Origin of the sequence: Halomarinibacterium sedimenti, from assembly GCF_019312585.1 — a bacterium.
In the GTDB taxonomy this organism is placed as follows: Bacteria; Bacteroidota; Bacteroidia; order Flavobacteriales; family Flavobacteriaceae; genus Halomarinibacterium; species Halomarinibacterium sedimenti.
Genome location: NZ_JAHWDP010000006.1, coordinates 1 through 14,794, shown reverse-complemented (window position 1 = coordinate 14,794; position 14,794 = coordinate 1). Strand labels below are relative to the sequence as shown.

Sequence of the window (14,794 nt, the reverse complement as noted above, 5' to 3'; positions counted from 1 at the left end):
TGGCGGCAATGTTGTTGCGAATCCAATTTTAAACACGGTAGGCACTGTTACTTACTGGGCCGAGGGTGTTGTAGATCAAACCAACTGTAGTAGTTTAACGCGAACAGCAGTTACCTTAACGATAAGTAGTTGTTCTATTGCATTAATTAAAGAAGGGGTTGTAGAGAAAAATGGAGAATGTTCAACAGAAGGGGACATAATTATTTATACCTTCTTTGTTCATAACACTGGTAATTCGCCGATTTCAAATGTCATTATAGCAGATCCATTATTCCAAGATCCCAATCCAGTAGTTGCTATTGATTATGTAAGTGGTGATTCAAATAATAATCAAATATTAGAAATAGATGAAGTTTGGGTATACACTGCCACGTATATAGTTACACAAGGTGATATTAATAATGGTGGCGTTATTAACCAAGCTACTGTAGAGGGTACTTCTGAAAATGGGGATATTTTGGTCGATTTTTCTGATGATGCAAGTATACTAGAGGATGATCCAACCACTACTGAATTATGTGAAAATGGTTCATTATCTGTTGAAAAATCGGGAGTATTTAACGATGAAAATGGAGATTTATCTGCACAAGTAGGTGAAACAATTTCTTACGAATTTAGTGTAACTAATACTGGAAATATTACATTATTTAATATTGTAATAACAGATCCAATTCCAGGGGTTACAATTCAGGGTGGTCCAATAGATATATTAGAGCCTGGAGAGACAGATTCAACAACCTATACGGCTACCTATGTGATTACTCAAGAAGATATTGATTTAGGTGAGTTTGTAAACCAAGCTTTGGTTACTTCGGAGGATCCAAATGGAAACACAGTGGAGGATACTTCAGATGATCCAAATGATTCAACCAATATTGATATTAATGATGATGGAGAACCAGATGACCCTACAGTTGTTATTTTGCCAAATGTTTTAGGAGAAGTTGATTTTGAAATATTCAACGGTATCACCCCAGATGGTGATGGCCTTAATGACTATTTCAGAATTGAAGGTATTGAAAATTACCCTAATAATACGATGCAGATATTTAATAGATGGGGTGTGTTAGTTTATGAAACTGAAGGGTATGGACAAAACGGAAATGTCTTTAGAGGTATTTCTGAAGGTAGAACCACAGTAAATAAAAATGAGAAACTCCCTACAGGAACGTATTATTATATTCTTGTTAGAATAGATCCTGAAACTGGAGAGACACTTACAAATAATGACTATTTATATATTAATAATTAAAATTAAAAATTATGAAACATATAAATAGAATAAATGAAATCATAATGAAAAGATTTTTTTTCTTTCTAATAGTGTGTGTGGTATTTAGTGCCGCGAACGCACAGCAAGACCCACAGTATACACAATATATGTATAACACTCAGGTGGTAAATCCAGGCTATGTAGGCTCCAGAGACGTTATGAGTTTTGGGTTACTGTACAGGACACAGTGGGTTAATTTTAATGGAGCTCCAAAAACAGGGACCTTTACATTTAACACTCCTATTGGAAATTTAGATCAAATGGGGCTTGGACTTTCCATTGTAAGTGAGGAAATTGGGCCTGCAAACGAATCTAATGTTAATGTAGATTATTCCTATTCGATTAAAACTTCAGAGATTGGAAAGTTGTCATTTGGATTAAAAGCTGGACTCGATATTTTAAATGTTGATTTCACGAAACTTAATATTTATGACGAGAATGACCCTAAATTTCAAGAGAATATTGATAATAATTTGCAACCTCAAATTGGGTTAGGACTTTATTATAATACAGATAAGTTTTATGCGGGGGTTTCTGTCCCTAACTTTCTTCGATCAAAGCATTATGATGAAGGTAGCCTAAATAATGCAAATATTTCATCTGTTGCCAGAGAAAGACAACACTACTTTTTTATAACAGGATATGTTTTTGATTTAAGTAGTAATCTAAAATTTAAACCAGCAACTTTAGTTAAAGTGGTAAATGGATCTCCACTTCAATGGGATTTTTCAGCCAACTTTTTAATCTATGAAAAATTTACAGTGGGAGCTGGATATAGATGGAGTGCAGCTATAAGCGGATTGGTAGGATTTCAGGCTAGTGACAGTATCTTTTTAGGTTTTGCATATGATTACCAAACTACAGATATAGAAAGCTATAGTAGTGGATCTTATGAGTTTATGATACGTTTCGAAATATTTAATAACCCTGAAGCAATAGTAGCTCCTAGATTTTTCTAAAAATAATAGTTATGAAAATAAAATATACCAGTATATACATTACCCTTTTTGTAACTCTTTTCTCAATTTCCTCCTTTTCACAAGAAGGAAAAGTTAAAAAAGGTGATAAAGATTTTGATAGGTTCGAATATATTGATGCTAGAGAGATATATTTAAAGGTTGTAGAAAATGGGTATCAATCTGCTCAATTATATGAAAATTTAGGAGACACCTATTATTGGAATAGTGATTATGCTAATGCAGCAAAATGGTATTCAAAATTAATAAGCGAATTTTCAAATGAAACTCAACCTATCTATTATTATAGAGCGGCACAGTCTTTTAAAAGTTTGAACGATTTTGAAAAGTCTGAAAAATTTATGAATACTTATGTGGAGAAAAGTGGCGATTCGGGAATGCTAAACGCAATAAATACTGAAACCACATCCTACGATGTAACGCTAAAAAAGGTTACAATAAATAGTGCTTATTCAGATTTTGGGCCTTCCTTTTACAAAGATAAAGTTGTTTTTGCTTCTTCTAAACCAGGAGGTGAAAGTGAGAAAATACATAAATGGATGGGGCAACCCTTTACAGATTTGTATATAGCAAATGTGGATGAAAAAAGCAACCTAACCAATGCATCACCATTAGGAGGTGAAGTTAATACCAAGTATCATGAAACCTCTCCGGCATTTACGAAGGATGGGAAAACAATGTATTTTACTAGAAATAACTTTATTGATGGTAAAAAAGGTACAGGGGAGAAAAAAACAATACGCTTAAAAATTTATAAAGCTACCCTTTCAGGGGAAAACAATTGGACCAACATAAAAGAACTTCCTTTTAATAATGACGATTACTCTACGGCACATCCAGCTCTTTCACCAGATGAAAAGAGGTTGTATTTTTCTTCGGAAATGCCTGGAAGTATCGGGATGTCAGATTTATGGTTTGTCGATATCTTAGGTGAAGACTCTTATAGTCAACCAAAAAACCTTGGAGCATCTGTTAATACTGAAGCAAGAGAAACCTTTCCATTTATTAGTGAAAGTAATGTTTTATATTTTGCTAGTGACGGTAGAGGTGGTCTTGGGGGGTACGATCTTTTTAAAGCGAACCTAACTGAAGATGGTGCAGATGAAGTAGTAAACCTTGGAGAGCCTGCTAATAGCAATAAAGATGACTTTGGATTTATAATAAATGAAGAAAAAAAGATAGGGTATCTTTCTTCCAATAGAGATGGAGAAGAAGGGAGTATAAATGATGATATTTATACGGTTTTTGAAGAATGCACCATATCCATTTCTGGTAAAGTTTATGATGTGGACAATGGACAACCAATTTCTGGTGCTTTGGTTACTCTTTTTGATGAAAATAATAGTGTTATTGAAACATATAAGGTAAATGATGATGGATTGTTTAGTTTTGTGGCAGACTGTGAAAAGCAGTATAACTTAAGAGCAGAAAAGGATAAATATGAAACCTATGAACAGATGGTTATAACACCCAAAAAGTCGGGTACGCTTTTTATCCCAATGCCTCTTAAATTAATTGATCCTTGTCCAGACGATGATCTTGGGTGCAGACTAGTATTACAACCTATTTACTTCGATTTTGATAAATCTAATATTAGACCCGATGCAGAAATAGAACTTGCTAAAATTCTAGCTGCTATGATCGAATATCCAGAATTAAAGATTCATATCGAATCACATACAGATTCTAGAGGATCCAAACAGTATAACATCTCTCTTTCAAAGAGAAGAGCTAAATCAACTCTAGATTGGCTAGTTTCAAAAGGTGTAAGTAGAAATAGATTAACAGCAGAGGGTTATGGAGAATCTCAACTTCAAAACAATTGTAAGGATGGTGTAGAATGTACAGAAGAGGAGCACCAACTTAATAGGAGATCTATGTTTATAATTAAGAATTAACATCAAAAATTATTGAAGTGTAACTGGTTATTTTCCTTATAAATGGCCAGTTATTTTTTTTTATTTATTCAAAAAATTTTGGCTCATTTAGTTTATAATTTCTCATATAAATCATCTTCCAAATTCCTTAGTTTACTAAAAATCTTCCCACAATTTTATTTTCGTTAAAACCAATAAAATTAGATATCTACGTGTTAATACGTATACTTTTTTCCTACAAAAAAACAAGAAAAAAGATGTGATTTTGTGTAGTTCAACGAGTTTTTTTTACAATTCAACTAATAGTTAAGTAAATGTAAAAGTCTTAGGTTTTTTCCTACGTATATTTGGTCTATCAAAGTGAAATTTTTGCAGTTGGGGCATGATTTCCATTAGACAAATAATAAACATTAGAACGTATGCACACCACTACTTATTCTATTCTGCATAAGAGATTAGTAAAATATTTTAGCATTTTTGCTATTATTTTCTCTTCAATGTTGGTTTATGGGCAAAGTCCCTTACCAACTATAGTTCCAAATACAAATAGAGGGTTACCATTTTTATATGCCTTGCCAGATAATGGCAATGACTTATTTTCTGTGGCACCAGACCCTACGGCAAATCCATTGCCAACTCCTTTTTTACAAAGTACAGATCGTACATTTGATGGGGAAGGTTCCGGGTTTAGAGCAACAAACAGAAAAGTTTATGCATTTGATGACGACCATGATTTGTATGAAGTAGATCCTGCAACTGGTAATTCTACACTTAAAGTAAATGATATGTTTACTGGTGTGGTTCAAGGAGTTGAGTTTTATGTAAACAATGTTACTGGTGATGAAGTCATGTTTGTTATAGTAGATCCTAGTGGTGATGGAAACGGAGGGACCAAACTTTATGCCTACAATCCTAACAATAATTGGGCATCTTATTCTGGATATCCCAAAACCTTATCTGGCTCTACCAAGAAAGCAGATGGTATTGCATGGAATCCTGCTACGGCAGAATTTTACGTTCAAACAGATGATGATGTAAATTTTTATAAAATAAATGTTTCTACAGGAGAAACGACTTTTGCATTTAGTTCAAGTTTTGCTATTGACGGAGAAGGAATTGGATTTGCCGCGGATGGTAAACTATATATTGAAGATGAAAGCCCAAGAAGAATTTACCAAGTAAATTTAACAAACGGAACTTTAACCGCAGCCGCTCAATTAGGAGGTAGTAGTGATGTTGAAGGAATCATGGGTAATGTTGGGGTCCGCGATGATGGCGGTGATTCACCCAGTTCTTATGGTTGGGCTGCTCACCAATTACCTGTTTTACAATCGACACCAGTTTCCATATACTTAGGAAATATTGCACCAGATTCTGAAGATCCATTCACCACGGTTAATGGTGGATTTGGAGACGATGCAACTGGAATAGATGACGAGGATGGAGTAAAAATAAACGGCGAGATATTAGACAATAAACAATTTAATGTTGGGCAATCTTATACGCTTAATGTTAAAGCCAATGGAAATGGAAAATTAAGTGCTTGGATCGATTGGAATCAAAACGGTGTTTATGATAGCTACGAAAAAGTTGCAAATAATTTAACGCCATCTGGAAATAATATTAATGTAACATTTACAGTTCCCGCAAATGCTGTACTTGGAGCAACATATGCAAGGTTTAGATACTCTTCACAATCAAATTTATCTCCAAGCTTTAGTGAAGCACCAGATGGAGAGGTAGAAGATTATAAATTGTCTGTTATTAGCACACCTGTACCTAGAGATTGTACCTGTGCGCCTTTTCACAGTAATTCAAATTTTAGAAACCCAGTTAAAATATCAGGTTCTAGCCTTCAAGTTGGAGCCGTGTATCGTTTTTCTAATGTATTCCCAGGGGGTCCTTTGGCTCCCATAGATGCTTTAGTAAAAATTGAAGCTTTTAATGGTGGTGCTTCCTTATTAGAAATGGATGTTACAGGTACGGGTCTTGAAGAAGCATTCCAACCTAGAATTAACAGTACTAATAATGGAGATCAAAGCGTTGAGTTTAGTATCACATTTGTCGAAGGTGGTGGTAATTATGGAGATGAAGTTCTTATTTCTTTCTTTGGTTCCCCTTTAGATATTGACGGTGACGGTCAAAGTACAAGAGAGTATGCCGAGGTAAGTTTGCCAGATGCCTACTTTCTTGCTTCGAACCCAAAAATTGATATTTCGAGAGGAGCAAATTATGTGAGAGGTGAAGCAAGAAATTCTGAAACAGCGCCTGGAGGAGATGTTTCTCTTGATCCACGATGGACATACAGTAATTACTACGAAAACAAATCGGCACTTACTTATAAAATCGGTAAAGTAGGAGGGAATAGTGATAGATACTATTCTTTAGATATGGATAGTGCTAATTATAATGACCCAGAATCTGTATTAATTACCTATCCTGTTATCTGCGGAAATGTAAGTGATGAAAGTGGAAGCCCATTATCTGGTGTTGAAATAGATGTAACAGGTTCCGACGGAAGTGATGTTACAGTTACTACAGATGCAAATGGAAACTATAAAGCGGTGGCCGAAATCCCTGAAGCGTTAGTAAATGTAGATTATGAAATTCGTGAAAATGACCTTCCTGGTTATATCTCAATATCGGATGTTGATGGTGCTAATGATAACTTAATTAGTCGCACAATTAATTTAATGTCTACCTGTGGGAATGATTTTGTTGATGGCGCAGATACCCCAGATGGATGGAATTTTATTTGTGGCGATGATAAACTGGTTGATGAATATGGATACAATGCTAATTGTAATACAACTACTGTAGCGACTATTCCAAATCCGTTAAATAATATTTATGAATATGTTGTTGAAATAGTTTATAAAGGTTCAAACCCTGGTCAAACGCTACAATTTACAGATTCAAATAACGTATCCCATACTTTAGTGCGTTCAGTTCCTGTAGGGACTAGCTCAAACATATGGGTATATCGTGGACTTATTTCAGGTAGTACAAACTCAGTAACTTATTCCACTACAGAAGCCCTTAAGTGTAAACTTCAATCCTTGGTAGTATATGCTTTTAGAAATGTGCCTAATGCTTCTTCAAGTTCGGGAGTATTCACAAGTAAAAGTGGGTACAATGATGTTCAAACGATTACGGTTGATATACCATCATTTACAGGTCCAAGAGATTTAGTCATTGAGACACCTGTTTCAGAATTAACAAATGATGGAAGATACTTATTAATTAGAGCTGAGTCTGGTGGAGTTTCAGATCAGGTTATTATTTATGGTCCAGATGCATCCTTACCTGGAGGAAGTTGTTGTTTAGCAATACCCTCTATTACATTAGATAATGTTCCAGGGGCAGCCACGCAAGTGGTTATTACTGTTGACTCTAGAAATCAACAGAACGGTCAAAACGTTAACGGACAATCTTGGGTAATTGCTAGTGGAGTTAATGTAGATGGAGATTGTTTTGAAGATATTGAACTAGCCTTAGACACAAAAACGAACATTTTATGTTTTGGTGATAATACAGGATCCATAACTGTAGTTGCAACAGGAGGAGTACCTCCTTATGAGTATACTCTAAACGGTGGAGCTCCTCAAGGATCACCTACCTTTAATAACTTAGTTGCGGGAGTTTATAACATTGGTGTTGAAGATAGCATTGGTAATACCGATTCTATTTCAGTAACATTAACACAGCCCGATCCTTTAAGTATTCAGTTTAGTAAGATAAATGCTACTGCTACTGGCGCTTGTATGAATGGCCAAGCAACGGCAACACCTTCTGGTGGAGTAGGACCTTATACCTATCAATGGAGCGCTTCAGCTGGAAATCAAACAACTCAAACAGCTACCAACCTACCTATTGGAACACACACAGTAGTAGTTACAGACGCAAACAATTGTACCTTAGAACAAGGTGTTGTTATTGATTGTGTGCCTAATTGTGATGCAGTAATTTCAATTGATAATGTAACAAATGTATTGTGTAAAGGAAATAATACGGGTAGTGCTACTGTTAGTGCAAGCTCTGTACTAAACCCGGGAGCAACTTTTACATTTACTTGGAATACAGTTCCTCCTCAAGTATATCCAGGAGTAACTACAAGTACTATTAGTAATCTAACCGCTGGCGTATACACTGTTAGTGTAAGAATTGACGGTACATTATGTCTGCCAGTGGAGCAAAGTATTACCATTACTGAACCAGCCACGGTTCTTAACGTAACAGCCACTGCTACAGACGAAACTGGTCCAACAACCGGTGATGGTACTGCTACAGCTAACCCTACTGGTGGAACGCCACCATACACCTACTCATGGAGTCCAGGAGGTCAAACTACACAGACTATTACTGGATTAAGTGCAGGAACTTATGTGGTTACTGTAACTGATGCAAATGGATGTGTTGACACTGCAACAGCCATTGTAAACCCAGGTTCGTGTAGAAACCTTGATGCAAATGCATCCTCTACTCCAGTATCTTGTTTTGGTGGTAATGATGGAACTGCAACTGTTGGTGTTACAGGTGGTTTAGGACCATTTTCATACTCGTGGAGTCCAGGAGGCCAAACTACGCAAACAATTACGGGATTAACGGCAGGAGCATATACAGTTACTGTAACGGATCAATCAACTTTATGTACGGCGTCATCCACGACTACAGTAAATCAACCAGGTGCGCTAAGCTCTGGAATTGCAGTAACTAATGTAAATTGTTATGGAGATTCTACAGGTTCGTTAGATTTAACAGTTACAGGAGGAACACCTCCTTATAGTTTCCTATGGAGTCCAGGTGGTCAAACAACTGAAGATCTTTCAGGACTTTCTGCGGGAACTTATTCTGTATTAATAACTGATGCTAGAGGTTGTACTTTAAACGATTCGGCAACGGTGATGCAGCCAACAGCAGAATTATCACTTTCAATTATTAGTCAAACAGACATCGTATGTACGGGGCTTGGCTCTGTAACCGTAGAAGCTACGGGTGGAACACCTCCTTATTTCTATAGCTTGGACGGTGGAGCTCCTCAAGGATCTGGTGTATTTAGTGATTTAGCCGAAGGGATATATACCATTTCAGTATTAGATGGAAATGGATGTAATGACAGCGTAACAGTTACAATTCTGAAAAACTGTACAGATGCTGTAAACGATATTAACAATACTTTTCAAGATATTCCTGTATCAGGAAATCTTTTAACCAACGATGAAGACGAGGAAGGGGATAATCAAATTGTAACAACAGTTGGTACTTTCCCAACCACTGCGGGTGGTTCTGTAACAATAAATGCAGACGGAAGTTATACCTATACACCTCCTGCTGGATATGTTGGACCAGATACCTTTATGTATAGTATTACAGATGATGGTAATCCAGTGGCTACAGATTCGGCTACCGTATTTATTGAAGTATTACCAATTAATCAAAATACTACCATTGCTAATGCAGATACTGCAGGTACCGAAGTGAATACTCCGGTATCGGGTAATGTATTGGCGAACGATTTTGATCCAGAAGGTGACAATCAAGTAGTAACTAATGTAGGAACTTTCCCTACAACGCAAGGTGGTTCTATTACCATTGCTACCGACGGAAGCTTTACCTATACACCTCCTGCTAATTTTGAAGGAGAAGATACATTTGAGTATTTCATTATTGATGATAACTTAAATCCAGCAACAGACTCTGCTATCTTAACGATTACCGTAAATGGGGATCCTAACAAGAACAGAACGTATGCTAACGATGATGCTTATCATGGAAATCAAGGCGCTACCATCACTGGAAATGTACTTGATAACGATAGTGATCCAGAAGGACACAATCAGTTTGTGGATACTGTTATTACTCCAGTGAGTGGACCAACTAATGGAACACTGGTAATCAATGCAGACGGAACATTTACATATGTGCCAAATGATCCTTCATTCTTTGGAACAGATCAATTTATTTATGAAATTTTTGATAATGGTTCCCCTGTTGCAAGAGATCGTGCAACTGTAATTATTACCATTTTTGGAATCAATACTACGGATGCCGTAAATGATATTAATAATACATTTACAGATGTTCCTGTTGCTGGTAATGTACTTACCAATGATGAAGATGAACAAGGAGATAATCAAGTTGTAACTACCGTTGGAACATTCCCAACCACAGCAGGTGGTTCTGTTACTATGAATGCAGATGGTAGCTATGTTTACACGCCACCAGCAGGTTATTCAGGACCCGATACGTTCCAGTATAGCATTGCGGATGATGGTAATCCAGTGGCTACAGATACTGCAACGGTATTTATTGAAGTATTACCAATTAATCAAAATACAACTATCGCTAATGCAGATACCGCAGGTACCGAGGTGAATACTCCGGTAACGGGTAATGTATTAGCAAACGATTTCGATCCAGAAGGCGACAATCAAGTTGTGACTAATGTAGGAACTTTCCCAACTACGCAAGGTGGTTCTATTACCATTGCTGCCGACGGAAGCTTTACCTATACACCTCCTGCTAATTTTGAAGGAGAAGATACATTTGAGTATTTCATTATTGATGATAACTTAAATCCAGCAACAGACTCTGCTATCTTAACAATTACCGTTAATGGTGATCCAAATAAGAACAGAACGTACGCGAACGATGACGCTTATCACGGGAATCAAGGAGCTACCATAACAGGTAATGTACTTGACAACGATAGTGATCCAGAAGGACACAATCAGTTTGTGGATACTGTCATTACTCCTGTAAGTGGGCCTACTAACGGAACACTGGTAATCAATGCAGATGGAAGTTTTACCTATGTGCCTAATGATCCTTCATTCTTTGGAAATGATCAATTTGTATATGAAATTTTCGATGATGGGTCACCAGTAGCAAGAGATAGAGCAACTGTTATCATTACCTTATTCGGAAACAATACTACCGACGCCGTAAATGATATTAATAATACTTATACCAATATTCCAGTTTCAGGTAACGTACTTACCAATGACGAAGATGAAGAAGGTGATAACCAGATAGTGACTACTGTAGGAACATTCCCAACCACAGCGGGTGGTTCTGTTACTATGAATGCGGATGGAAGTTATATTTACACGCCACCAACAGGATACTCTGGGCCCGATACATTCCAATACAGTATTAGAGATGATGGAAATCCAAATGCGGTTGATACTGCAACTGTATTTATTGAAGTATTACCCGTAAGTCTTAATACAACAATTGCTAATGCAGATACGGCAGGTACCGAAGTGAACACACCTGTTACAGGAAATGTATTGGCAAATGATTTTGATCCACAGGGAGATAATCAAGTAGTGACCAATGTAGGTACCTTCCCAACTACACAAGGTGGTATTATTACCATTGCTGCAGACGGAAGTTTTACCTATACACCTCCAGCTAATTTTGAAGGAGAAGATACCTTTGAGTATTTCATCATTGATGATAACGCAGTTCCTGCAACAGATTCTGCTATCTTAACCATTACCGTTAACGGAGATCCTAATAAGAACAGAACGTATGCAAATGATGACGCCTATAATGGATATCAAGGTGCTACCATAACAGGTAATGTACTTGACAACGATAGTGACCCAGAAGGACACAATCAGTTTGTGGATACTGTTATTACTCCAGTAAGTGGACCAGCTAACGGAACACTGGTAATCAATGCAGACGGAAGCTTTACCTATGTGCCTAACGATCCTTCGTTCTTTGGAACAGATCAATTTGTATATGAAATATTTGACGACGGTTCTCCTGTTGCAAGAGATCAAGCGACCGTAATCATTACCATATTTGGAATGAATACAACTTACGCTATTAACGATATCAACAATACATTACAAGATACACCAGTACCTGGAAATGTATTGACTAACGATAGAGATGACCAAGGAGATAACCAAATTGTAACTACAACAGGAACCTTTGTAACAACACAAGGAGGTAGTGTTACTTTAAATGCAGATGGTAGTTATATCTATACACCCCCAGCTGGATTTGTTGGATTTGATAGCTTCCCTTATAGCATTGTTGATGATGGAAATCCAAATGCTACGGATGATGCTGTTGTTACTATCGAAGTAATTAGAAAAATATCTAAACCAAATACTACCATTGCCAATGACGATACAGCACAGACCTTAGTAGATCTTCCTGTACCCGGTAATGTATTGGTGAATGATTTCGATCCACAGAACGATAATCAAGTGGTGACCAATGTGGGAACTTTCCCAACCACGCAAGGTGGAAGTATTACTATTGCTGCCGACGGTAGTTTTGTATACACCCCACCAGCAGGATTTGTAGGAGATGATACCTTTGAGTACTTTATTGCCGATGACGGTTCGCCAGTGGCAACAGATTCAGCAACACTTACTATTACGGTGTACCCAATAGTACGACCAAACTATACGTTTGCTAATGATGATTCGTATTTTGGATTTGTAAATACAGATGTTAGTGGAAATGTACTAGATAACGACACTGACCCAGAAGGAGAAAATCAAGTTGTGGATACTACTATTAGCCCATTTAGTGGACCAAGTAATGGTAGTTTAGTATTAAATGCAGATGGTACCTTTACCTATACCCCTAATGCTGGATTCTTTGGAACGGATCATTTTGTGTATCAAGTAATGGATGATGGTACACCAGTAGCTAGAGACAATGCTACGGTAACCATTACCATCCCACCACAAAATACAACCTATGCTATTAATGATGTTAATGCAACTTTAGTAAACACTCCAGTACCTGGAAATGTATTGACTAACGATAGAGATGACCAAGGAGATAACCAAATTGTAACTACAACAGGAACCTTTGTAACAACACAAGGAGGTAGTGTTACTTTAAATGCAGATGGTAGTTATATCTATACACCCCCAGCTGGATTTGTTGGATTTGATAGCTTCCCATATGCTATAGAAGATGATGGCGTGTTAGTAGCTACCGATGATGCTATTGTGACTATTGAGGTTGTGCCAACTACAACTAATAACTCAACCATTGCCAATGACGATACAGCACAGACCTTAGTAGATCTTCCTGTTCCCGGTAATGTATTGGTGAACGATTTCGATCCACAGAACGATAATCAAGTGGTAACTAATGTAGGTACGTTCCCAACCACACAAGGCGGAAGTATAACCATAGCTGCCGATGGTAGTTTTGTATACACCCCACCAGCAGGATTTGTAGGAGATGATACCTTTGAGTACTTTATTGCCGATGATGGTTCGCCAGTGGCAACAGATTCAGCGACACTTACAATTACGGTATATCCAATAGTTCGACCAAACTATACGTTTGCTAATGATGACTTATATTATACTGAACCTGAAACAGCAGTTAATGATGATGTATCTTTAAACGATACTGATCCAGAAGGTGATACGCAGTCCTTTGTACTTATAAGTGGACCAAGTAATGGTGTACTAACATTTAATCCTGATGGAACTTTTGAATATACACCTAACCCTGGATTCCAAGGTACTGACCATTTCATTTATCAAGCAAATGATAATGGTACTCCAATGGCCTCTGATTTTGCAACAGTTACAATAGTAGTTCAACAAACTGCTAATCCAGTAATTGCGATTATTAAGACTGGAGTATTTGTTGATGGCGATGGTGACCAATGTGCAGATGCAGGGGAGGCTATTGACTATACATTTACGGTTTCAAACGAAGGTAATGTTCCATTGAGTGGAGTTACAGTTACTGACCCATTGTTAGAAGCACCGAACCCAGTAGTTCCCATTGTGTATGCGAGTGGAGATAATAATAATGATGGTATTCTTGATGTAACGGAAACATGGATATATACAGCAAGCTATGCGATTACACAGGATGATATTGATGCCGGAATGGTGACTAATCAAGCTACGGCTGAAGGAACAGATCCAGACGGAACAGTAGCGACAGATCTATCAGATGACAACAGTGTGTTAGAAGACGATCCAACGGTAGTTACCTTATGTCAAAATGCAGCTATTGCAATTGTTAAGACAGGATTATTTGTTGATGGCGATGGTGACCAGTGTGCAGATGCAGGTGAGGCTATTGACTATACCTTTACAGTAACCAATCAAGGAAACGTAAGCCTATCGGCTATCAGCGTAACGGATCCATTATTAGAAGCGCCCAACCCAGTTGTACCAATTGTGTTTGTAGGTGGTGATACCGATGGAGACAACGAGCTAGATGTGACTGAGACTTGGACGTATACTGCGAGCTATGCGATAACTCAAGATGATATTGATGCCGGAATGGTGACTAACCAGGCAACTGCCGAGGGTACTGCACCAAACGGAAGCACTGTAGATGATCTATCAGATGACAACAGTGTGTTAGAAGACGATCCAACGGTAGTTACCTTATGTCAAAATGCAGCTATTGCAATTGTTAAGACAGGATTATTTGTTGATGGCGATGGTGACCAGTGTGCAGATGCAGGTGAGGCTATTGACTATACCTTTACAGTAACCAATCAAGGAAACGTAAGCCTATCGGCTATCAGTGTAACGGATCCATTATTAGAAGCGCCCAACCCAGTTGTACCAATTGTGTTTGTAGGTGGTGATACCGATGGAGACAACGAGCTGGATGTGACTGAGACTTGGACGTATACTGCGAGCTATGCG

4 protein-coding genes are annotated in these 14,794 nt (G+C 37.5%); all 4 read left to right on the top strand.

Going from position 1 to position 14,794, the window contains the following annotated elements:
• A partial coding sequence (locus KXJ69_RS12150; protein WP_219053394.1) for a CLIPPER-2 domain-containing protein occupies positions 1–1,252 on the top strand: 1,252 nt, incomplete at its 5' end.
• Positions 1,253–1,296: 44 nt separating this feature from the next.
• Positions 1,297–2,232 carry a PorP/SprF family type IX secretion system membrane protein gene (locus KXJ69_RS12145; RefSeq protein WP_219053393.1) on the top strand — a complete coding sequence of 312 codons (936 nt, stop codon included), beginning with the start codon at positions 1,297–1,299 and terminating at the stop codon, positions 2,230–2,232.
• A gap of 11 nt (positions 2,233–2,243) precedes the next feature.
• Positions 2,244–4,148, top strand: a complete 1,905-nt coding sequence (locus tag KXJ69_RS12140; RefSeq protein ID WP_219053392.1) for an OmpA family protein — start codon at positions 2,244–2,246, stop codon at positions 4,146–4,148.
• Between the two features lie 398 nt (positions 4,149–4,546).
• Positions 4,547–14,794 (top strand): cadherin-like domain-containing protein (locus tag KXJ69_RS12135; RefSeq protein ID WP_219053391.1); only part of this gene is annotated, 10,248 nt, incomplete at its 3' end.

What these genes read in the sequence shown, in the direction of transcription:
- KXJ69_RS12145 (WP_219053393.1), top strand. Translation starts at nt 1,297, where the DNA reads ATGAAAAGATTTTTTTTCTTTCTAATAGTGTGTGTGGTATTTAGTGCC.
- KXJ69_RS12140 (WP_219053392.1), top strand. Translation starts at nt 2,244, where the DNA reads ATGAAAATAAAATATACCAGTATATACATTACCCTTTTTGTAACTCTT.